The following is a 21802-nucleotide window of genomic DNA, read 5'->3' as shown; positions in this document are numbered from 1 at the left end:
GACGGGCAGGACGCAACCAGCCTTGTGACGGAATCGATGGACATGTGGGTCTTCGCTTACGGATCGCTCCTCTGGGATGCGGGGTTCGAGCCGGTGGAGTCGGTGCGCGCGCGGCTCGACGGCTGGCGCCGCAGCTTCTGCATGTGGTCCTTCCACTACCGCGGCAGCGAGGATCGTCCCGGCCTTGTGCTCGCGCTCGACGAGGATGCCGGCGCTTTCTGCGAAGGGCTGGCCCTGCGGGCCGATCCGGCGAAGGCGGACGAGGTCCTCGACGGGCTCCGCGCCCGGGAGCTGGTGTCGGACGCCTACCAGGAAAGGCGCCTTCCGCTGGCGCTGGCCGATGGCCGCGTCGTGGAGGCGGTCGCCTACGTGATCCGGCGCGAGCACCGGCAATACGCCCGCGTGGATCTCGAGACCCAGGCCAGGACCATCGCCCGGGCGCAAGGGCAGCGCGGCCCCAACCTCGACTACCTGACCAACACCGCCGCGCAGTTCGACCGGCTGGGCATCCACGACGCCGAGATCGAGGCCCTGATGCAGCGGACCCGGTCGCTCGGGGGCTGAGGCCTGGACGGGGGAAACGCCCCTCCGGCGGGGCTTGGGTTTCCAGGCGCGCTCCTCTAGCCTGCCGCTGTCGGGATCAAGGACGGGGATCGCAGCGGGGGCATGGACAAGCGGGACAACGGCGCCGCGCCGCATTTCTCTCAGCCGGTGCGCCAGATCAGCCTGATGCTGATCGTGCTCGCTCTCGTGCTGTCCGGGGCCTATCTGGGCTTCCGCACGCTGGAAGCGATCTACTTCACCAACGTCTACCTCAACACCGTCATCGCCGTGGTGTTCACCCTGGGCGTGCTGAGCTGCTTTCGGCAGGTGATCCTGCTGATGCAGTCGGTCTCGTGGATCGAGGCCTTCGCCCGGTCCGAGCCGGGCGACCGGGAGCTTCGCGCGCCGCCGTCCCTGCTGGCGCCGCTGGCCTCGCTCCTGCGGTCGCGGGGCGCGCGGATGCAGCTCACCTCGACCTCCACGCGATCGATCCTCGATTCGGTGGCGACGCGGGTGGACGAGGATCAGGAGATCACCCGCTACCTGTCGAGCACCCTGATCTTCCTGGGGCTTCTCGGCACCTTCTATGGCCTTGCCACGACGGTCCCGTCGCTGGTCCAGACCATCCGCACGCTGACCCCGGCCGAAGGCGAGACGGGGGCCGACATCTTCGCGCGCCTTCAGGCCGGGCTCGAAAGCCAGCTGGGCGGGATGGGGACGGCCTTCTCGTCCTCGCTCATGGGGCTGGCCGGCTCGCTCATCGTCGGCCTGCTCGAACTCTTTGCCGGGCACGGGCAGGGCCGGTTCTACCGCGAGCTGGAGGAATGGCTGTCCTCGATGACGCGCGTCGGCCTTTCGGGCGAGGAGGGCGGATCGGGCGAGGGCTCGATCATGGGGCAGGTCGTGGACACGATGGCCGAGCAGATGGAATCCCTCCAGCGGATGTTCACGCAGTCGGACATGACCCGGGCGCAGACCGACCGGCGGCTGGGGGACCTCGCCATCCTGATCGGCCAGCTCGTCCAGAAGATCGAGGAACGCGACAACGGCCCGGCCCTGGCCCGGATCGCCGAAGGGCAGGAAAGGATGGTGGCGGCGCTCGACCGGCTGAACGCCCAGATGGCCGAGGGCGGGGCCGACGCCGAAAGCCGGATGCGCCTGCGGTCGATCGACGTGCAGCTCCTCCGCATCCTCGAGGAGATCTCGGCCGGCCGGCAGGAGACCATGGCCGAGCTGCGGACCGATCTGGCCAACCTCGGACGGACGCTGCGGGCGCCCGCCCGGCTCCGCGACGAATCGAGGTAGGGGATGCTCCGCGCCCGACGCCGAGGGCAGCACGCGAACACCTGGCCGGGCTTCGTGGACGCCATGACCGGCCTGCTGCTGGTCCTGATGTTCGTTCTCACGATCTTCACTGTCGTCCAGTTCACCCTGCGCGACCAGATCACGGGCCAGCAGACCCGGCTCGATGATCTTGCCGCCCAGGTCGCGTCGCTGACCGATGCGCTCGGCCTGTCGCAGACCCGCGAGGAGGAGCTGAGCCGCACCCTTGGCGAGGCGGACCGCCAGAGCCGGGAGCAGGCCTCGGTCATCGACCGCCTGACCCAGGAACGGGACACCCAGGCGCAGCAGCTGTCCGACGCCCAGGGCCGGATCACCGAGTTCGAGGCGCAGGTCGCGGCCCTCCTGACCGAGCGTGACCGGGCGCGGAACCGGGTGGCCTCCCTCGAGGAGCAGACCTCCCGGCAGGCCGACGAGGCCGAGGCGCTGAACCAGGCGCTCGCCTCCGCGCGGCAGGAAATCGACGCGGGGCAGGAGCAGGCCCGGCTGGCCGCCGCCCGGCGCGAGGCGCTGGAGCAGCTCATCCGGTCGTTGCAGAACGACACCGCCGAAGGGGGCGAGGCGCTGGCCGATGCGCGGCAGGCTCTGTCCGACGCCGAGGCGCAGCGCCTGGCCGATGCCGCCGCCGCCGAGCAGCTCCGCGCGCAGCTCCGCGACTCCGAGGCCGAGCTCACCGCGATGACGCTGTCGCTCGAGGAGGAACGGAAGAAGGCCGAGGACACGCTGACGCTCCTGGCCGCGGCCCAGGCCGCGCGCGATGACCTGGACACCCAGCTTGCCGCTGCCATCCTCGCGCGGCAGCAGGCCGAGGAGCGGGCCACCGATGCTCAGGCCCGGGGCGACGACCTCGACGCCCGGCTGCTGGCCGCCCTGAGCCTCCAGCGGACGACCGAAGCCGACCTTCAGGCGGCGCGGGATGCCCTGCAGGCGTCGCAGGCCGAAGGGGCTTCGCTCTCGGCGCGCCTCGCTGCTGCCCTCGCGGACCGGGAGACGGCCCAGGGCGATCTCCAGACGGCCCAGGAGGCGCTTCAGCAGGCGCTGTCCCAGGCCCGTCTGAGCCAGGAGGACGCCCAGGAGCGTCTGGCCCAGGCCATCCTCGACCGCGACGCCGCCCGTGCGCGGGAGGAGGAAACCCGGACCCGGCTCCAGGCCCTCGAGGCCGAGGGGCAGGACGCCGCCGGGGCGCTGACGGCGGCCCAGGCCGAGCGCACGGATCTCCAGCAGCAGCTCGCGCGCGAGACCCAGGCCCGGGCGGCCGCAGAGCGGGAGCTGGAACGCCTGTCCGACGAACGGAACGACCTGTCCTCACGGCTGGCCGAGGCCGTCCTGCGCCAGCAGCAGAGCGACGAGGCGGCCCAGGCCTCCGGGCAGGCCGAGGCCGACCTGCGCGCCCGCTTGGCCGAGGCGCTGGAGCAGGTCGCCGCCTCCGAGGCGTCCTCGCGGGACACGCAATCCGAGGCGGAGCGGCAGGCCTCGCTCCTGGCCACCGCGCAGGCCGAGCTGGCCCGGCAGGAGGACCTGTCGGCCGAGAGCCAGCGCCAGGTCGCGGTCCTCAACGAGCAGGTGTCGGAGCTTCGCACGCAGATCGCGACGTTGCAGGCGCTCCTGGACGTGGCGGAGGACGAGGACAAGCAGGCTCAGGTGCAGATCCAGTCGCTTGGCGCCGACCTCAACACGGCGCTGGCCCGGGTCGCCGCCGAGGAGCGCCGCCGCGCCGAGCTCGAGGAGGAAGAGCGCCAGCGCCAGGCCGACGAGGCGGAGCGGGCCCGGCAGGAGGCCGCGCGTCTGGCGGCCCAGGCCCAGGACCTCGAGACCTACAAGTCCGAGTTCTTCGGCAACATGCGCCGCCTGCTGGAAGGACGCGAAGGCATCCAGGTGGTGGGCGACCGCTTCGTCTTTTCCTCGGAGGTGCTGTTCGAGCCCGGCCGGGCGATGCTGTCCGACGAGGGCCGGGCCCAGATCGCGCGCGTCGCGACGCTCCTCCGCGAGATCTCGGCCGATATCCCTGCCGGCATCGACTGGGTGATCCAGGTCGACGGCCATACGGACGACATCCCGCTCACGGGGTCGGGGCAGTTCCGCGACAACTGGGAGCTGAGCCAGGCCCGCGCCCTGTCGGTGGTCCGGCAGATGTCGGATTTCGAAGGCATTCCTCCGAACCGCCTGTCGGCCAACGGCTATGGGCAGTTCCAGCCCATCGACACCAGCGGCACCCCCGAGGGCCGCGCCCGCAACCGGCGGATCGAGATCAAGCTGACGGAACGCTGACCGCTTCGCCCACCCAGGCATCGAGGAACCGGTCCAGCGCCGCCCAGTCGGTGTATTCCTTGTCCTGTCCGGCGCGGACGGACGGGTCGCGCTGGGACGCGATCCAGCGCATGGCCCAGTTCCGCAGCAGGTCGTATTCGGACCAGCGGAAGGCCCCGGCCACATGCTCGATCCGTTCGGGGGCCCAGCCTGTCTCGGTGATCATCCGCCGGATCACGTCGTCGAGCCCTTCACGGTCCTCCGGCTCTGCGCTGGCCGCCGAGAGCGACACCGACAGGAACGCGGTCGAACGCCGGGCCAGCTGGTCGCGGTGCGCCTTGGCGTAGGCGATGAACGCCGGCTGGTAATGCCCGGCATGGACCGAGGCCAGGAGCAGAACCTTCTCGAAGCCGTCCAGCGACAGGTCTCCGGCCTCGCCGACGGGCAGCAGCTCCACGGAATGACCTTCCGCGATGAGGTGCGTCGCGGCGCGGCGGGCGATCTTGCGGGTCTGCCCTTCGGTGGTGGCGTAAAGGATGAGGACGGTCATGGCGTTCTCCCTGCGATGACGCAGGCCTTTTGCCCCGCCCTGGATCGTCCGTCCTTGATCCCGGTCAACCTTTGGGCGCATCGGAGGCCCGTTCTTAAGCCGATCGGCTGCCCCGGCTCCGCGGCCAAGGTCGGACCTTGTGTCCCTGACGCCATGGCTCCTCGATCAAGGTCTGGCAGGGTCGTCGCGGCATCCGGGCGCGGGGATCGGGGCCGTCTCCTGAGCCCGAGGCCCAAGGGGACTCAGACGGTCGGTCCTTGCCCCTAGCGGCCCGGCATCTCCGTGGACCGGGACAGCTGGCCGAGCTCGGTCCCGTCGCGCAGCAGGGTGACCGTGCCCTCGTAAAGGCCGGCCGGCCAGCCGCCGTCCGGTGCGCGCAGGCCTGCCGCCCGGAAGAGCAGCGCCTGGGTCCGGTCCAGGGGCTCCTCGTGCCCGAGGATCTCCTCACCCCCCGGCCCGCGGACGGCGAGGCGGACCCGGTCGCCTGCGCGGCCGCCATAGATCAGTCCGAAGAGCACCAAGGGCTGGTCGGGTCGCGGGGCGGATTCGGCCACCCCGGCGCGGATCGCGGCATAGTCGGGGACGCCGGTCGCGAACCCCGCGTCGGTGATGCCGCCCTGCGGAAAATCCAGCGGCTGGGCCCAGAGGTTCGGCTGGGGCAGGGGGCCGCAGGTCGCGGCGCTGTCGGGCGCGAACGGATCCACCTCGACGCCATCCCGGCGCACCGTGAGGTGAAGATGCGGGAACTCGGTGTCCCCCGACAGTCCGATGCGGCCCAGCACCTGGCCTGCCCGGACGGTGTCGCCCTCATGCACGGCGACCGAGCCCCGGGCCATGTGGCAGTACTGCGTCTCCCACCCGTCCTCGTGGCGGATCAGCACGCCGTTTCCGCATTCCCGCCCTGCGATCTCCGGCGCATCCGGGGCGTCCTGCGGCACATCCGCCATGCCATCCCGCGCCCCCAGGACGGTTCCATCCGCTGCGGCCATCACCTCGACGCCTCGGGCCTGATCCCGGAGCGTGGGAAGGGCGATGTCCGTCCCATCATGCGCGTCATAGGCCAGCGGCCCGCAGGCGGCGTCCCGCGCGTCCGGGCCGGCGTCGTGGTCGAACAGATTCTGGAGGTAGCAGTCCTGCCCCGGCGTGCAGGCGACTGGAAAAGTGAGATCGAAGGCCTGCACAGGCGATGCGAGCAGGACGAGCGCCAGCAGGGGTTGGGGTCGCACGACGGATCTCCTCATGAGGCCCGGCCCGAGCAGGGACCATGGCCGACGCCGCATGTCGGAGGCCAGCGAGCGATCCCGGCCCATCAGGAGCCTGCGCGTCGGTCCGTCCAGGGACGGGGTCGCCTGGCCCCTCCCAAATGCAAAGCGCCGCCCCGGGGGGCGGCGCTCGCTGGATCATTCGGCCGTCAGGAGCGGCGGCTTGTTGTCGGTGAGCCGTGGGACCGACGTCGGCTCGTACTGGAGGTCGAGCTTGTCGTCCTTGACGCCGACGCGAACCACGCCGCCCTTGGTCAGTTTGCCGAAGAGCAGTTCCTCGGCCAGCGGCTTCTTGATGTTCTCCTGGATCACGCGGCCCAGGGGACGTGCGCCCATCTTGTCGTCGTAGCCCTTGTCGCCCAGCCAGGCGGCCGCCTCGGGCGACAGCTCGATATGGACGTGGCGGTCCATGAGCTGCGCCTCCAGCTGGAGGACGAACTTCTCGACCACCTGGTGGATGACCTCCTTGGACAGCGGCGCGAAGGAGATCACGGCGTCGAGGCGGTTCCGGAACTCGGGCGTGAAGGTCCGCTCGATGGCGGCGGTGTCCTCGCCCTCGCGGCGGTCGCGGCCGAAGCCGATGGCCGCCTTGGCCATGTCCGCAGCACCCGCGTTCGACGTCATGATCAGGATCACGTTGCGGAAGTCCACCTGGCGGCCGTTATGGTCGGTGAGCTTCCCGTGGTCCATGACCTGCAGGAGGATGTTGTAGACGTCCGGGTGCGCCTTCTCGATCTCGTCGAGGAGGAGCACGCAGTGCGGGTGCTGGTCCACCCCGTCCGTGAGCATCCCGCCCTGGTCGAAGCCGACATAGCCCGGAGGCGCGCCGATGAGCCGCGAGACCGCGTGCTTCTCCATGTACTCGGACATGTCGAAGCGCAGCAGTTCCACGCCCAGCGTGTCGGCGAGCTGCTTGGCGACCTCGGTCTTCCCGACCCCGGTCGGCCCGGCGAACAGGTAGTTGCCGATGGGCTTCTCGGGCTCGCGCAGGCCGGCGCGCGCCAGCTTGATCGCCGAGGACAGCGCCACGATGGCGGCATCCTGGCCGAACACCACCCGCTTCAGGGCGCCTTCGAGGTCCTTGAGCACCTCGGCGTCGTCCTTGGAGACGTTCTTGGGCGGGATGCGGGCGATCTTGGCCACGACGGCCTCGATCTCCTTGGCGCCGATGGTCTTGCGGCGCTTGCTGTTCGGGATCAGGTGCTGCGCGGCCCCGGCCTCGTCGATGACATCGATCGCCTTGTCGGGCAGCTTGCGGTCGTTGATGTAACGGGCCGACAGCTCGACCGCGATGCGGATCGCGTCCGAGGTGTACTTGATGTTGTGATGCTCCTCGAAATAGGGCTTGAGGCCCGTGAGGATCTTCACGGTGTCTTCCACCGACGGCTCGTTCACGTCGATCTTCTGGAAGCGCCGCGACAGCGCGCGGTCCTTCTCGAAGTGCTGGCGGAACTCCTTGTAGGTGGTCGAGCCCATGCAGCGCAGCTTGCCGCCCTGCAGCGCGGGCTTGAGCAGGTTGGACGCGTCCATCGCGCCGCCCGAGGTCGCCCCCGCGCCGATCACGGTGTGGATCTCGTCGATGAACAGAACCGCGTCGGGGTGCTGCTCGAGCTCGTTGACGACGGCCTTCAGACGCTCCTCGAAGTCGCCGCGGTAGCGGGTGCCGGCGAGCAGCGCCCCCATGTCGAGCGAGAAGATGGTCGCCCCGGCCAGCACGTCCGGAACCTCGCCGTTGACGATCTTCCAGGCGAGCCCTTCGGCGATGGCGGTCTTGCCCACGCCGGGATCGCCGACGAGGAGCGGGTTGTTCTTGCGGCGGCGGCAGAGCACCTGGATGCAGCGCTCGACCTCCTCCTCGCGGCCGATGAGGGGGTCCACATCGCCCTTGCGGGACTTGGCGTTGAGATCGACGCAGTACTTGGACAGGGCGCTCTCCTTGTCGTCGGAGGACTCGGACTTCTCGTGCTCCTCGTTCTTGGACGAGGAGGAGCTGGCACCCGTGATCGGCCGCGACTCGCCGAAGGCGGGATCCTTGGCCACGCCGTGCGCGATGAAGTTCACGGCGTCGTAGCGGGTCATGTCCTGCTCTTGCAGGAAATACGCGGCGTTGCTTTCCCGTTCCGCGAAGATCGCGACCAGGACGTTGGCGCCCGTCACTTCCGTCCGGCCCGAGGACTGGACGTGGATGGCGGCCCGCTGGATCACCCGCTGGAAGGCGGCGGTCGGCACCGCCTCCGAGCCCTCGACGTCGGTGACAAGGGTGGACAGGTCGTCGTCGATGAAGTCTTCGAGGTTCTTTCTCAACTCCTTGAGGTCGACCGAGCAGGCGCGCATCACGCGGGCGGCGTCCGGCTCGTCGATCAGGGCGAGAAGAAGGTGTTCAAGGGTGGCGAGCTCGTGGCGCTTGCTGTTGGCGATCGCAAGCGCCTGATGGATGGACTGCTCGAGAGTGGTCGAGAAAGACGGCACTTGCGTGCTCCTCTATCGGGGGCCGGGAGGGGACTGGCCCCGCACGACCTTGGGCCTCTTGGGTTTAAAGATCGGTGTTTGCGCCCGCGCTTCAAGCGGTTTTTTTGGGCAGGCCGATCACGATCCCATGGGATGGCGACATGCGCCCCGGATGGGGCGCCGATAAGGTCCGGAGTGGGCCAGGGCGTGTCATGGACTGCCCGATTCCTGGGCGTCGTCAGAACCTGTCCTTCGCGGAGCGGATCGCGCCGAACACCTCTGCGTCGGGGCGGTCCGGCATCCCCATCGCGGACTTAAGTGCGGGGTCGTCCGCCCGCAAGAAGGGGTTGGTCGCGATCTCGTCCGAAAGCCGGGACGGCACCGTCGGCTCCCCCCTCTCGCGGGCCTGGCGGACGGCTTCGGCCCGGGCCCGGAGCGCGGCGTTGTGGCCATCCACCGACAGGGCGAACCGCGCGTTCCCGGACGTGTACTCGTGCCCGGAGCACACGATCGTCTCGGGCGGCAGCGCCCGAAGCCGCCGGAGCGACTCCCACATCTGCGCGGCCGTCCCCTCGAAGAGCCGCCCGCAGCCCAGCGCCATCAGGCTGTCCGCCGTGAACACGATCCCCGAGCGGGGGAAGTGGTAGGCGACATGGCCGATGGTGTGGCCCGGCACGTCGATGACATGCGCGTCCTCGCCGCAGACGGTGACCGTCTCGCCGGGGGACACCAGGAGGTCCAGGGGCGGCAGCCGGTGGGCGTCGGCGCGGGCGCCGATCACGCGCGCGCCGTCCCGCAGCCCGGCGACGCCGTCGACGTGATCGGCGTGGTGGTGGGTGATCAGGATGTCCGTCAGCCGCCAGCCGCGACGCTCCAGCTCCGCGCGGATCGGCCCCGCCTCGGGGGCGTCCACCAGCGCCGTCCGGCCCGTGGCCGCCTCATGGAGGAGAAAGGCGTAGTTGTCCTGGAGGCACGGCACGGTGACAAGCGTGAGCGGGGCGTCGTTCTGGGGCATGGCGGGGGCGCCTTCTCTTGGTATGGTCATGGCCGAACCTGCAAGGGACCGCGGCCGGCGATGCGAAGCTTCGCATGCATCTAGATGTGACCGAACTCCGGGACTTCTACTACCGCAGCGCGCTGGGCCGCGCCGCGCAGCGCGTGATCCGTGACGAACTCCTGCAGCTCTGGCCCGAGGCGAGGGGGCAGGCCGTGGCGGGCTACGGCTTTGCCGTGCCGCTGCTGCGGCCCTTCCTCGGGCAGGCGCGCCGGGTCATCGGCCTCATGCCGGGGCCGCAGGGCGTGATGCCCTGGCCCGCCGGGCAGCCCAACGTGTCCCTCCTCTGCGAGGAGACGCTTTGGCCGATCTCCACCGGCTTCATCGACAAGCTCGTGGTGATGCACGGCCTCGAGGTGAGCGAGCATCCCGCCGCGCTGCTCGAGGAATGCTGGCGCGTGCTGGGGCCGGGCGGGCGGGCGGTGTTCATCGTGCCCAACCGGGCGGGGCTCTGGTCGCGGTCGGACGCCACCCCCTTCGGCTATGGGCGGCCCTACTCCATGGGGCAGCTCGAGGTCGTGCTGCGGCGTCACCGCTTCACCATCGAACGGGGGCATTCGACGCTGTACCAGCCCCCCTCGGCCAAAAGGTTCTGGCGTCGCGTCGGCGGCATGATGGAGCAGGCCGGCCGGCATCTGCCGGTCTTCGCCGCGGGCGGGGTGCTCATGGTCGAGGCCTGCAAGCAGGTCGCGAACCCGACCCGTCCGGGCCTGGCCGAGGCCGTCCGCCGGCCCCTCTCGATCCCCCAGGGCCTGCCCGCTCCGGTGGGCCGCAGCACGCTGCCCTGACCGGTGGCGCCCACCCGGGCGCTTGCGTGTCAAATACCCTTTCCAAGCCGTTGCGACCCCCGGAATGCTCTGCTAGACGCGCCCACGAATGAACGCCTCCGCCGGGGCCGGGCCCCGGGCGGACGCTTGGCGCAGGGCGAATCTGCGGAGGGCGGCCGGAGGCCAACGACAAACGAAAGGGTGGACGTGTCCGAACCAGCTTCGATCTCGACCGGCATCGCCAACCGCTATGCCCAGGCCGTCTTCGACCTCGCGCGCGAGGAGGGGATGCTGGACGGCGTGGAGTCCGACCTCGACGCCCTCGAGGCGGCCCTTCAGGACAGCGCAGACTTGCGGACGCTGATCTCGTCCCCCATCTACACCCGCGACGAACAGGGCGCGGCGATCGCGGCCATCGCGGATCGCATGGGCCTGACGCCCGTGATGCGCAACGTGCTGGGCCTGATGGCCCAGAAGCGGCGGCTTTTCGTGCTGCCCCAGCTTGTCGCCAGCCTCCGCGAACGGCTGAGCCAGGCGCGCGGCGAGGTCACGGCCGAGGTCGTCTCGGCCCAGCCGCTGACGCCCGAACAGGAACGCCGCCTGGGCGAGACCCTCGCGGCCCGCGAAGGCAAGCGGATCAGACTACGGACCAAGGTGGACGAGTCGCTCATTGGCGGGCTTGTCGTTCGGCTCGGGTCGCGCATGATCGACACCTCGATCCGCGCGAAGCTCGGCCGGTTGCAGAACATGATGAAAGAGGTGGGATGATGGCGATCCAAGCGGCCGAGATTTCGGCGATCCTTCGGGACCAGATCAGGAACTTCGGCCGCGAGGCGGAGGTGGCCGAGGTGGGTCGGGTGCTGTCCGTGGGCGACGGCATCGCGCGCATCTACGGTCTGGACAACATCCAGGCCGGCGAGATGGTCGAGTTCCCCGGCGGCATCATGGGGATGGCGCTCAACCTCGAAGCCGACAACGTCGGCTGCGTGATCTTCGGCTCGGACCGGGACATCAAGGAAGGCGACGTCGTCAAGCGCACGCAGTCCATTGTGTCCGTCCCCGCCGGTGACGCGCTGCTGGGCCGCGTCGTCGACGCGCTGGGCAATCCGCTCGACGGCAAGGGCCCGATCGCCGCGACCGAGACCCGCGTCGCTGACGTGAAGGCCCCCGGCATCATCCCGCGCAAGTCGGTGCACGAGCCGATGGCGACCGGCCTCAAGGCCGTGGACGCCATGATCCCGATCGGCCGCGGCCAGCGCGAGCTGATCATCGGCGACCGCCAGACCGGCAAGTCGGCCATCGCGCTCGACGCGATCATCAACCAGCGTGTCTACAACGAGGCCGCCGGCGCCGACGAGAGCAAGAAGCTCTACTGCGTCTACGTCGCCGTGGGCCAGAAGCGCTCGACCGTCGCCCAGCTGGTGCGCCGCCTCGAGGAAACCGGCGCCATCGCCTACACGATCGTCGTGGCCGCGACCGCCTCGGACCCCGCGCCGATGCAGTTCCTGGCGCCCTACGCCGCGACCGCGATGGCGGAATACTTCCGCGACAACGGCCGCCACGCCGTGATCATCTATGACGACCTGTCCAAGCAGGCCGTGGCCTACCGCCAGATGTCGCTGCTCCTGCGCCGTCCGCCGGGACGCGAAGCCTATCCGGGCGACGTGTTCTACCTCCACTCCCGCCTGCTGGAACGTTCGGCCAAGCTGAACGAGGACAACGGCGCGGGCTCGCTCACCGCCCTTCCCATCGTGGAAACCCAGGCGGGCGACATCTCGGCCTACATCCCGACCAACGTGATCTCGATCACCGACGGCCAGATCTTCCTGGAATCCGAACTGTTCTACCAGGGCATCCGCCCGGCCGTGAACACGGGTCTGTCGGTGTCGCGCGTGGGCTCCTCGGCCCAGACCAAGGCCATGAAGTCGGTCGCCGGTCCCGTGAAGCTGGAGCTCGCGCAGTACCGCGAGATGGCCGCCTTCGCGCAGTTCGGCTCGGACCTCGACGCCTCGACCCAGCAGCTGCTGAACCGCGGCGCGCGCCTGACCGAGCTGATGAAGCAGCCCCAGTACTCGCCGCTCACCAACGCCGAGATCGTCTGCGTCATCTACGCGGGCACCAAGGGCTACCTCGACAAGGTTCCGGTGAACCAGGTCGGCCGCTGGGAAGCGGGCCTCCTGAACCACCTGCGCAACCGCCGCCGCGACGTGCTCGACATGATCACGGGGCAGGATCCGAAGATCGCGGGCGACGCCGAAAAGGCGATCCGCTCCGCGCTCGACGAATACGCGCGCGACTTCGCGTAAGGGTGGGATAGGGGATGCCCAGCCTAAAGGACCTGAAGAACCGCATCGCCTCGGTGAAATCCACCCGGAAGATCACCAAGGCCATGCAGATGGTCGCGGCGGCCAAGCTCCGCCGCGCGCAGGACGCGGCGGAAGCGGCGCGTCCCTACACCGAACGGTTCAACGCCGTGATGGCCGGGCTGGCCGCCGGGACCGCGGGTTCGCCCGCGGCCCCCGCGCTGCTGGCCGGGACGGGACGCGACCAGGTGCACATGCTGGTCGTGATGACCTCCGAACGGGGCCTCTGCGGCGCGTTCAACTCCTCGATCGCCCGGATGGCGCGGGTCGAGGCGCAGCGGCTCCTGGCCGCCGGCAAGACGGTCAGGATCCTGACCGTGGGCAAGAAGGGCCGCGACGCGCTGCGGCGCGACCTGGGCCAGTACTTCGTCGCCCACGTCGACCTCTCGGCCGAGCGTCGTCTGGGCTACACGGTCGGCCAGCGGATCGCCCGCGACCTCATCGCCCGCTACGAGGCCGGTGAGTTCGACGTCGCCACGATCTTCTTCAACCGCTTCCAGTCGGTGATCTCCCAGGTCCCGACGACGCGGCAGGTGATCCCGGCGACCTTCGAGGACACGGGCGCGTCGGCCAACTACGACTACGAACCCGGCGAGGAGGCCATCCTGGCCGACCTGCTGCCGCGCGGCGTGGCCACGCAGATCTTCTCGGCCCTGCTGGAGAACGCGGCGTCCGAGCAGGGCGCCCGGATGTCGGCCATGGACAACGCCACGCGCAACGCGGGCGACATGATCGACCGGCTGACAATCCAGTACAACCGGAGCCGCCAGGCCGCGATCACCAAGGAACTCATCGAAATCATCTCGGGGGCGGAGGCGGTCTAAGCCCGCGCCCCCTGGCCCCCTCGGGCGGCCGGACGACCAGAACTTGGGGGACCGCCCCCACACCGACACACGAGGAGAGACGCAATGGCACTGGACGCCACCCCCAGCGGCAAGATCACCCAGGTGATCGGCGCCGTCGTGGACGTGCAGTTCGACGGGCACCTGCCCGCGATTCTGAACGCCCTGGAAACCACCAACAACGGCAAGCGCCTCGTCCTCGAGGTGGCGCAGCACCTCGGTGAAAGCACCGTCCGCGCCATCGCCATGGACGCGACCGACGGTCTGGTGCGCGGCGCCGCCGTGGCCGACACCGGCGCGCCGATCTCGGTCCCCGTGGGGCCGGGCACGCTGGGCCGCATCCTGAACGTCGTGGGCGAGCCCGTGGACGAAAAGGGCCCGGTCGCCGCGACCGAGTCCCGCCCGATCCACGCCGACGCCCCCGCCTTCGAGGAGCAGTCGACCGAGTCCACCATCCTCGTCACCGGCATCAAGGTCATCGACCTGCTCGCCCCCTATTCCAAGGGCGGCAAGATCGGCCTGTTCGGCGGCGCCGGCGTGGGCAAGACCGTGCTCATCCAGGAGCTCATCAACAACATCGCCAAGGTGCACTCGGGCTTCTCCGTGTTCGCCGGCGTGGGTGAGCGGACCCGGGAAGGCAACGACCTTTACCACGAGTTCATCGAGTCCGGCGTCATCAACATGGACGAGCTCGAGAAGTCCAAGGTGGCTCTCGTCTACGGCCAGATGAACGAACCGCCGGGAGCGCGCGCCCGCGTGGCCCTGACCGGCCTCACCATCGCCGAGCAGTTCCGCGACGCGTCCGGCACCGACGTGCTGTTCTTCGTGGACAACATCTTCCGCTTCACCCAGGCCGGGTCCGAAGTGTCGGCCCTTCTCGGCCGTATTCCTTCGGCCGTGGGCTACCAGCCGACGCTCGCCACCGACATGGGCGTGCTGCAGGAGCGGATCACCTCGACCAAGAATGGCTCGATCACCTCGGTGCAGGCGATCTACGTTCCGGCCGACGACCTGACCGACCCCGCGCCGGCCACGTCCTTCGCCCACCTCGACGCCACCACCGTGCTGTCGCGCGCCATCTCCGAGCTCGGGATCTACCCGGCCGTGGACCCGCTCGACTCCACGTCGCGCATCCTCGACCCGCAGATCGTGGGGCAGGAGCACTACGACACCGCCCGCGCGGTGCAGGGGATCCTCCAGCGCTACAAGTCGCTGCAGGACATCATCGCCATCCTCGGGATGGACGAGCTGTCCGAAGAAGACAAGCTGACGGTGGCCCGCGCCCGCAAGATCCAGCGCTTCCTGTCGCAGCCCTTCGACGTGGCGCAGGTCTTCACCGGCTCGCCGGGCGTGCAGGTGCCGATCGAGGAAACCATCGCCTCGTTCAAGGCCGTGGTGAACGGCGAATACGACCACCTTCCCGAAGCGGCCTTCTACATGGTCGGCGGCATCAAGGAAGTGATCGCCAAGGCCGAGCGTCTGGCGGCGGCGGCCTGATCCCATGGCCGACACGCTCCAGTTCGACCTCGTGAGCCCGGAGCGGAGGCTGTCCTCCGTCACGGCGCGCGAGGTGCAGATCCCCGGCACGGACGGGGATCTGACGGCGATGGCGGGGCATGTCCCCACCATCACCACGCTGCGGCCCGGCATCCTGCGCGTCGTCCACACCGGCGGCACTGAGGACTTCGTGGTCTCCGGCGGCTTTGCCGAGATCACGGCGACCAACGTCTCGGTGCTGGCCGAGCAGGCGCTTCCCCGTGCCCAGGTGACGGCGGACGTCCATGCCCGCATGGTGGCCGAAGCTCGCGAGGCGGTCACTGCCGCCCAGGCGACCGGCGACACGACCCGCGTGGACGAGGCCGCCAAGGCCCTCGCCGACATCGAGTCGATCGGCCTCCGCTGATCCGGGCTCGATGATGAACAAGGGCCTCGCGGCAACGCGGGGCCCGTTCTGTTTCCGCCCTGGCCAGATGAAAGAATCCTGACGCCGTGGTCCGGCCCGGGCCAGGCAAGTGCTGACCCGATCCGGGGCTGACGCGGACCCACGCCATTTCTCCGGAAGGCGCTGTCTTTCAAGGCCGGTCCTGCCCCGATTTGCCCTGAACCAGTGGGGGCGAGACTGGCGCTCCAGCCTCGAACATTGTGCCGGAGCAACGTGGAGCCGCCCGAAATCGACTGAGCTACCGACGTCTCGCAGAGGGAGTCGGCCATGGTCCTGTTGTCGCTCAGCCGTCAAAACGGGCCGTCGCGATGAGTGCTGCGCTCCAGTTGCCCGTCCGCGGAAAGCCGAACGTGCAGCACGGCCGAGAGCAGCATCCAGGCCGTGCGATCCCATGGAACCGCATTCCGCCAACCGGCCTGACGAGGGAAGGTCGGTGATGGGTTGGCTCAACCTTGCTGCAGCGGGGCTCGTCATGAGGAGGGCGCTGCTTGCGGTCGCGGTGGCCTGCCTCGGCGCGGCCGTGCTCCTGGGGGGGGCTCTGGCCGATCGCGGCGCGTCGCCTGGCCCGGATCTGGTGAGGCTTCCCGCGGAGACCTGGAGTTATCGCCCCGCCGGAACCTGGCGGCGGGACGGGCGTCAGGTGGACCCGCCGCTGCTCCGGATGGACGGGCCGCAACCGCTCCTGATCATGCGGGCGCAGGTCAGCCGGGCCGAGTACGCCGCCTGCGTGGCGGACGGCGTATGCGCGGCCGTCCGGCCGGGCCCGGGGGACGAGCCGCAGACCGACGTCAACTGGTACGACGCCACGGCCTATGCGGGATGGCTCTCCCGGAGGACCGGGCAGATGTGGCGGCTGCCGACGGACGCCGAATGGCAGCGCGCGGCGGCAGAACGCTTCGCCGATGATGCTCTTGGCGACGCCAGCCTCACGGATCGCTGGCTCGCCCGCTACAGCCACGAATCCGAGGGCGAGCCGGATCCGCTCCTGCGCAGGCGGGGTGGCTGGGGCGAGAACTCGCGCGGGGTGGCGGATCTGGCCGGCAACGTCTGGGAGTGGACGAACGACTGCGTGGTGACCGGCACCTTCGACGCTGGCGGTCAGGTCGCGGGCAGGGACGAGTTCTGCGGCGCTCGTGTCGTCGAAGGGCGGCACCGCGCGGTCGTGGTGGACTTCATCCGCGATGCAAGCGCCGGAGGGTGCGCCGCGGGCGTGCCTCCGCAGCACCTGGGCTTTCGGCTGGTCCGGGAGAACTAGGGCCACGGTTCCGGCTCTGGTCCGTCAGCTCGTTCTTGGGAACCATCGAGGGTGGTCCGATGCCCTGGAGCCCGGCCCGTCCATGCCTCGTCCAGTGCCCTGCAGATCCCATCGACCTCAGCTCGGGAGGGTGTTCCGAGCGTCGTCGAGGAGGTGGCGCTCCCGGCTCGCCTGCATCGCCAGGGCGACGCGCTCGGCCGCGGCGATCACATGGGCCGCGCCCTCCGGGGGGCAGACCTCCCGTGCGGTTGTCTCGAACAGCGCCAGCCACCGGTCGAAGTGGCCGGAGTCCAGGGGAAGGGGCAGATGCTTCTGCATGGGGCGGCCATGATAGCGCCCGGTCATCAGCGCCACCGACGACCAGAACTCCACCATCCGGCGCAGATGTGGCTCCCAGTCGCCGATGACCTCGGCGAAGATCGGAGCCAGCATCTCGTCCTGCCGCACCCGGCCGTAGAACCGACGCACGAGCCGGTCCAGCATCGCCTCATCCAGGCCGGTGCGGGCCATGAGGTCGGATGTCATGGCGGGCCGGGCGCTGGTCACGCGCAGCGACGGATCCGGGTCGTCCTGGGCCATCCTGGTGCCTGCGTCTCCGGTCGATCTGCTCAGGGTCTCATGCGCCCGGGCTCCGGGGCCGTGTCAGGTCGGCAGGCCGCCGTCGGCGTCGTCGCCCGTCTCGATCAGCAGTCGTTCGAGGTCGAGCACCTTGACCCCCCGCTTGGTGGGCAGCTCGATGACGCCGTCGCGCTTGAGGCCGGTCAACTGCCGGCTGACCGTCTCGATCGTCAGGCCCAGGTAATCGGCGGCCTGTTCGCGGGTGAGCGGCAGGTCGAAGGACACGGGCCGGTTCGGGTCCGCGCCGGCCACCACCTCGCGGTGGGCCAGCATCATGAGAAAGCTCGCGACCCGCTCGCGCGCGGTCTTGCGGCCCAATACCGTCATCCAGTTCCGCGCCGCCTCCAGGTCCGCGATGGTCATCTCGAGGAAGCGGGCGTCCAGGGCCGGCTGCGAGGCCCGAAGGCCCGCCAGGTCATGGGGCCGGATGGTGCAGAGCGTCAGGGGCGTGGTCGCCACCACGTCATGCGCGAGGCGCTGGCCCCCAGGGCGGCCAAGCAGGTTGGCCGGCAGCAGGAGGCCAACGATCTGCGTGCGCCCGTCCTCCAGCCCGCGCGACAGGGTGGCGCTGCCCGAAACGACCGTCGCCACGACCTCGAGCCGGTCCCCGGCGCGGGCGACTGCCTCGCCCGTGCCATAGCTCCGCATCCGGCGGCGATCCTGCCAGGCCGTCAGGTCCGCCCCGCTGCATCCTGCACAAAGAGCGGCAGAGCGGACCGGGCAGGCCGCGCAGGACGACAAGTCTTCGGCATGACAGGGCTGGCCCATGAGTATCTCACATTTTTCATTGGAGAAAGGGAACCGCGGGCCGGGTCGCCGCGTTGTGCCGGTTGACACTCTCGTAAGTTGCGCGGCGATTTCGATCAATCACCAGCACGGGTCTGCGTCAAGGCGCCGCAACGAGCCGTGGCGCCTGACGGGACGGGGTCATGCCCTCCAATGAAAAGGGCTGCCCGATGGCAGCCCTCGCGACCCGGGGTCCGGACCTCGCTCAGCTCCGCGAATACATGCCTTCGTAGATCGGGGCGAGGCTGTCGGCCTCGAAAAGGGACGACACCGAGGTTCCGTTCCAGATGTTCAGGATCGCCTGCGCGAACATCGGGGCGGTCGGCACGATGCGGATGTTGGGGGTCGAGCGCACCTTCTCGGTCGGCTCGATGGAGTCCGTGATCACGAGGCACTTGAGCATCGACTTGGAAACCCGCTCGACCGCCGGGCCGGACAGGACGCCATGGGTGATGTAGGCGTGGACCTCCTTGGCCCCATGCTCGCAAAGCAGCTCCGCTGCCTTGCAGAGCGTGCCGGCCGTGTCGCAGATGTCGTCCACGATCACGCAGATCTGGTCCTTCACGTCGCCGATCACCGTCATCTCGGCGATCTCGCCCGGGCGGGCGCGGCGCTTGTCCACGATGGCGAGGTTGGCGCCGATCCGCTGGGCCAGCTCCCGCGCGCGGGCCACGCCGCCCACGTCGGGGGACACGACCGTCATCTCGGCGGTCCGGCCGTTGAAGTGATGCTCGATGTCGAGCGCGAAGATCGGCGCGGCGTACAGGTTGTCCACCGGGACGTCGAAGAAGCCCTGGATCTGCGCGGCGTGCAGGTCCAGCGTCAGGACCCGGTCGATGCCGGCGGTCGTCAGCAGGTTCGCGACCAGCTTGGCGCTGATCGGGGTCCGGGCCTTGGCGCGGCGGTCCTGGCGGGCGTAGCCGAAGTAGGGGATCACGGCCGTGATGCGGTGGGCCGAGGACCGGCGCAGCGCATCGGTCATGATCATCAGCTCCATCAGCGTGTCGTTCGCCGGGTTCGACGTCGACTGGATGATGAACATGTCCTCGCCACGGACGTTCTCGAAGACCTCGACGAAGATCTCCTGGTCGTTGAACCGCTCGACCCGCGCCTTCACGAGCTCGACCGCCACGCCCCGGTGCAGCGACATGCGCCGCGCGACCGACTTGGCGAGGGTGATGTTGGAGTTGCCGGCAATGAGCTTCGGCTCGGTCATGACGGGCATGGATGATTCCTTCTACTCGGGCCGGGGCCTAGCACGGCGGAACGGAAGCCGGAACGCGCTCTCCTGCCGCAACGGCGAGGAAGCGGTCCACCGTGCCGGTTCCGACAGACCAGTCGCAGACCAGGCGGCAGAGCAGGGGCTCGTCCGGGTCGCCCTGCTCCAGCGGACCCTCCCAGAGATGGTAGGCCGCCCCGGCCGCGCGCAGCCTCTGGTGCATGGCCCGGGGGAGGCGGACGAACACGAGGTTCGCCTGCGGCTCCCAGGCGGGGTCGCAGCCCAGGGCCCGAAGCCCCTCGACCAGCAGGGACAAGGCGGAGTTCGAGGCCCGCGCCATCTCGAGCCAAAGGCCGTCCGTCAGGTAGGCCGCCATCTGCGCGCCAAGGTAGCGCTGCTTGCTGAACAGATGCGCGGCGCGCTTGCGCCGCAGCTCCACCTCGCGCGACAGCGAGGGGTCGAAGACGACGACGGCCTCGACGCCCATGAGCCCGTTCTTGGTCCCGCCAAAGCTGACGGCGTCCACGCCGGCCTTCCAGGTCATCTCGGCGGCGGAGCAGTCCAGCGCCACGAGCGCGTTCGCAAAGCGGGCGCCGTCCAGGTGCACCTTGGCGCCGAACTCGCGGGCCGTGGCCGTCACGGCCCGGATCTCGTCCAGCGCATAGACGGTGCCCTTCTCGGTCGCCTGGGTGATCGACACCGGGCCGCGCTGCGCCTGGTGGACGCTGCCGCCCGCGAACTCCAGGGCCGGGCGCAACGTCGCGGGGGTGAGCTTGGCCTCCGGCGCAGGGAGCGCGATCAGCTTCGCCCCGCCCGAGAAGGCTTCGGGCGCGTTGCACTCGTCCTCCTGGATATGGGCCATCTCGGTGCAGAAGATCGCGTCCCAGGGCCGGGCGAGGGTGGCCAGCGCCAGCGCGTTCGCCGCCGTCCCGGTCGCCACGAGGTGAACCGCCGCCTCGGGCGCCTCGAAGACGTCGCGGATGCGCTCCACCGCGTCCCGGGTCCAGCGGTCGGTGCCATAGGCGGGGGCATGACCCTCGTTGGCGTCGATCAGGGCGCTCATGACGCGGGGGTGGACGGGACCTGCGTTGTCCGAGGCGAAGTTCACGTGCCGGGCTCCTCGATGATGTGGTTTTCCCAGTCCTCGTCCGCGACGTCGTATTCCGACACGGTGAGGCCCGCGACCGAGACGCCCGCCTTGTGGACGCTGGCCGGGTCTCCGGTCAGCAGCGGGTGCCAGTCGGGCAGGGGCCGTCCCTGGAACCGCAGCCGGTAGGCGCAGGTCTGGGGCAGCCAGTACATGTTCTTGCGAATCGTCCGGGGCGTCAGCACGATGCATTCCGGCACGAAATCGTGCCGCGTCGCATACTTGCTGCACTGGCAGGTCGAGCCGTCCAGCAGCCGGCAGGCGACGTTGGTCAGCGCCACCTCGCCCGTGTCCTCGTCCTCGAGCTTGTTGAGGCAGCATTTGCCGCAGCCGTCGCACAGCGCCTCCCATTCGGGGCGGGTCAGCTCCTTGAGCGGCAGTTCCCAGAAGCGGGGGCGGTGGTCGTCAGGCATCGGCCAGGATCTCGCGCGCCGTGACGCAATCGGCGTCCATCTGCCGGATCAACGCCGGAAGCCCGTCGAAGGTCATCTCGGGGCGCAGGTAATCCACCAGGGCCACCGACAGCGTGGCGCCGTAAAGGTCGCCCGAGAAGTCGAACAGGAAGGTCTCGCAGTTGGGCTGGTTGACCCCGAACATGGGCCGCACGCCGATCGAGGCCGCGCCGCCGTAGCTCCCCGCCCGGGGACCGTCGAGCACGTCGACCTTCACGGCATAAACGCCGAAGCGGGGCGGGTGCAGGCCCGCGATGCTCATGTTGGCGGTCGGGTAGCCCAGCGTCCGGCCCCTTTGGTCCCCCTGGATCACCGGGCCTTCGATGCGGTGCCAATGCCCCAGCATGCGGGCGGCGTCGCGGGGCCGCCCCTCGCTCAGCGCTTGGCGGATCGCGGTCGAGGACACCTCGCCCTCGCCGACCTCGACCATCGGCGCGACGGTCACGCCGATCCCCGCCGCGGCCCCTAGGTCCCGCAGGCGCTCCGCCGTTCCGGCGCGGCCCCGGCCAAAGCGGAAGTCGGCCCCGACCACGGCATGGGCCAGGCCCAGGTCGCGGGCCAGCACGTCGTGCACGAAGGCCTCGGGCGAGAGGGCGGCCAGGGCGGCGTCGAAGGGCACCTCGAACAGGGTGCGCACGCCCAGCTTCTCGAGCCGGTGCGCCTTGGCCTGGGCGTTCATCAGGCGGAAGGGCGGGGCCTCGGGGGCGAACCATTCCCGGGGATGGGGCTCGAAGGTGACGACGCCCAGCGGGGCCCCGGCCTGCCGCGCGAGGTCGAGGACGGCCTGGTGCCCCATGTGCACGCCGTCGAAGTTCCCGATGGCCGCCGAGGCGCCTCGGGCCCCGGGCGGGATGGCATGACGGTCGCGAAGGATGAGCATGGCGGGTTCGTTAGTCCTCAAGAGGCGGAGGCGCAACCCGGCCGGCGATCACCGCTTCGCGCCCCTGGCCGCCATGGGGACGCCTG

Annotated in this window: 20 protein-coding genes; 10 read left to right on the top strand and 10 right to left on the bottom strand. The window is 70.0% G+C overall.

The window, feature by feature from the left end; translation table 11 throughout:
- The first annotated feature begins 42 nt into the window (after nucleotides 1–42).
- The 3 genes from J3P31_RS03720 to J3P31_RS03710 all read left to right on the top strand — a co-directional run bounded on the left by J3P31_RS03720 (nucleotide 43) and on the right by J3P31_RS03710 (nucleotide 4152).
- On the top strand, nucleotides 43–564 hold the full coding sequence (locus J3P31_RS03720; RefSeq protein WP_210527056.1) for a gamma-glutamylcyclotransferase: 522 nt from the start codon (nucleotides 43–45) through the stop codon (nucleotides 562–564).
- Between the two features lie 102 nt (nucleotides 565–666).
- Nucleotides 667–1848, top strand: a complete 1182-nt coding sequence (locus J3P31_RS03715; protein ID WP_210527055.1) for a biopolymer transporter ExbB — start codon at nucleotides 667–669, stop codon at nucleotides 1846–1848.
- Between the two features lie 3 nt (nucleotides 1849–1851).
- On the top strand, nucleotides 1852–4152 hold the full coding sequence (locus J3P31_RS03710; protein WP_210527054.1) for a peptidoglycan -binding protein: 2301 nt from the start codon (nucleotides 1852–1854) through the stop codon (nucleotides 4150–4152).
- On the opposite strand, the gene J3P31_RS03705 is transcribed toward J3P31_RS03710, so the two are convergent.
- The 4 genes from J3P31_RS03705 to gloB all read right to left on the bottom strand — a co-directional run bounded on the left by J3P31_RS03705 (nucleotide 4133) and on the right by gloB (nucleotide 9406).
- Nucleotides 4133–4681 (bottom strand): flavodoxin domain-containing protein, encoded by a 549-nt coding sequence (locus J3P31_RS03705; protein WP_210527053.1) that lies wholly within the window; start codon nucleotides 4679–4681, stop codon nucleotides 4133–4135. The two genes, J3P31_RS03710 and J3P31_RS03705, sit on opposite strands and share 20 nt — an antisense overlap.
- A gap of 263 nt (nucleotides 4682–4944) precedes the next feature.
- Nucleotides 4945–5907, bottom strand: coding sequence for a M23 family metallopeptidase (locus J3P31_RS03700; protein ID WP_368373008.1), 963 nt, complete (start codon nucleotides 5905–5907; stop codon nucleotides 4945–4947).
- A gap of 174 nt (nucleotides 5908–6081) precedes the next feature.
- Nucleotides 6082–8412 (bottom strand): ATP-dependent Clp protease ATP-binding subunit ClpA, encoded by a 2331-nt coding sequence (gene clpA / locus J3P31_RS03695; protein ID WP_210527051.1) that lies wholly within the window; start codon nucleotides 8410–8412, stop codon nucleotides 6082–6084.
- Between the two features lie 217 nt (nucleotides 8413–8629).
- Nucleotides 8630–9406, bottom strand: a complete 777-nt coding sequence (gene gloB, locus J3P31_RS03690) for a hydroxyacylglutathione hydrolase (RefSeq protein ID WP_210527271.1) — start codon at nucleotides 9404–9406, stop codon at nucleotides 8630–8632.
- Between the two features lie 74 nt (nucleotides 9407–9480).
- Between gloB and J3P31_RS03685 the strand changes: the two genes are divergently transcribed.
- From J3P31_RS03685 to J3P31_RS03655, 7 genes are all read left to right on the top strand, one after another.
- Nucleotides 9481–10233 carry a class I SAM-dependent methyltransferase gene (locus tag J3P31_RS03685; protein ID WP_210527050.1) on the top strand — a complete coding sequence of 251 codons (753 nt, stop codon included), beginning with the start codon at nucleotides 9481–9483 and terminating at the stop codon, nucleotides 10231–10233.
- A 180-nt stretch (nucleotides 10234–10413) separates the two neighbouring features.
- On the top strand, nucleotides 10414–10980 hold the full coding sequence (locus J3P31_RS03680) for a F0F1 ATP synthase subunit delta (RefSeq protein ID WP_210527049.1): 567 nt from the start codon (nucleotides 10414–10416) through the stop codon (nucleotides 10978–10980).
- Entirely contained in the window at nucleotides 10980–12518 is a 1539-nt protein-coding gene (gene atpA, locus J3P31_RS03675) for a F0F1 ATP synthase subunit alpha (RefSeq protein ID WP_210527270.1), read from the top strand. Before J3P31_RS03680 ends, atpA begins: the two co-directional genes overlap by 1 nt.
- 14 nt (nucleotides 12519–12532) lie before the next feature.
- Nucleotides 12533–13399 carry a F0F1 ATP synthase subunit gamma gene (locus J3P31_RS03670; RefSeq protein WP_210527048.1) on the top strand — a complete coding sequence of 289 codons (867 nt, stop codon included), beginning with the start codon at nucleotides 12533–12535 and terminating at the stop codon, nucleotides 13397–13399.
- Nucleotides 13400–13483: 84 nt separating this feature from the next.
- Nucleotides 13484–14914, top strand: coding sequence for a F0F1 ATP synthase subunit beta (gene atpD, locus J3P31_RS03665; protein ID WP_210527047.1), 1431 nt, complete (start codon nucleotides 13484–13486; stop codon nucleotides 14912–14914).
- A 4-nt stretch (nucleotides 14915–14918) separates the two neighbouring features.
- Nucleotides 14919–15320 carry a F0F1 ATP synthase subunit epsilon gene (locus J3P31_RS03660; RefSeq protein ID WP_210527046.1) on the top strand — a complete coding sequence of 134 codons (402 nt, stop codon included), beginning with the start codon at nucleotides 14919–14921 and terminating at the stop codon, nucleotides 15318–15320.
- Between the two features lie 511 nt (nucleotides 15321–15831).
- Nucleotides 15832–16614, top strand: a complete 783-nt coding sequence (locus tag J3P31_RS03655) for a formylglycine-generating enzyme family protein (RefSeq protein WP_210527045.1) — start codon at nucleotides 15832–15834, stop codon at nucleotides 16612–16614.
- A 117-nt stretch (nucleotides 16615–16731) separates the two neighbouring features.
- Here J3P31_RS03655 and J3P31_RS03650 read toward each other — a convergent pair whose 3' ends face one another.
- The 6 genes from J3P31_RS03650 to J3P31_RS03625 all read right to left on the bottom strand — a co-directional run bounded on the left by J3P31_RS03650 (nucleotide 16732) and on the right by J3P31_RS03625 (nucleotide 21716).
- Complete coding sequence (locus J3P31_RS03650) at nucleotides 16732–17193, bottom strand: group III truncated hemoglobin (RefSeq protein WP_246849256.1); 462 nt, start codon at nucleotides 17191–17193, stop codon at nucleotides 16732–16734.
- Between the two features lie 63 nt (nucleotides 17194–17256).
- Nucleotides 17257–18000, bottom strand: coding sequence for a Crp/Fnr family transcriptional regulator (locus J3P31_RS03645; RefSeq protein ID WP_210527044.1), 744 nt, complete (start codon nucleotides 17998–18000; stop codon nucleotides 17257–17259).
- 223 nt (nucleotides 18001–18223) lie between these two features.
- Complete coding sequence (locus tag J3P31_RS03640; protein WP_303645122.1) at nucleotides 18224–19243, bottom strand: ribose-phosphate pyrophosphokinase; 1020 nt, start codon at nucleotides 19241–19243, stop codon at nucleotides 18224–18226.
- A gap of 28 nt (nucleotides 19244–19271) precedes the next feature.
- On the bottom strand, nucleotides 19272–20345 hold the full coding sequence (locus tag J3P31_RS03635; RefSeq protein ID WP_210527043.1) for a threonine aldolase family protein: 1074 nt from the start codon (nucleotides 20343–20345) through the stop codon (nucleotides 19272–19274).
- Nucleotides 20342–20797, bottom strand: coding sequence for a YcgN family cysteine cluster protein (locus tag J3P31_RS03630; protein ID WP_210527042.1), 456 nt, complete (start codon nucleotides 20795–20797; stop codon nucleotides 20342–20344). Before J3P31_RS03630 ends, J3P31_RS03635 begins: the two co-directional genes overlap by 4 nt.
- Nucleotides 20790–21716, bottom strand: coding sequence for a bifunctional riboflavin kinase/FAD synthetase (locus J3P31_RS03625; protein ID WP_210527041.1), 927 nt, complete (start codon nucleotides 21714–21716; stop codon nucleotides 20790–20792). The genes J3P31_RS03630 and J3P31_RS03625 overlap by 8 nt, the downstream gene beginning before the upstream one ends.
- Nucleotides 21717–21802: the final 86 nt, after the last annotated feature.

The sequence above is a fragment of the Rubellimicrobium arenae genome (assembly GCF_017916275.1).
GTDB lineage: Bacteria > Pseudomonadota > Alphaproteobacteria > Rhodobacterales > Rhodobacteraceae > Rubellimicrobium > Rubellimicrobium arenae.
The sequence above is the reverse complement of the archived record's forward strand: the minus strand, read 5'-3'. Positions and strand labels throughout refer to the sequence as shown.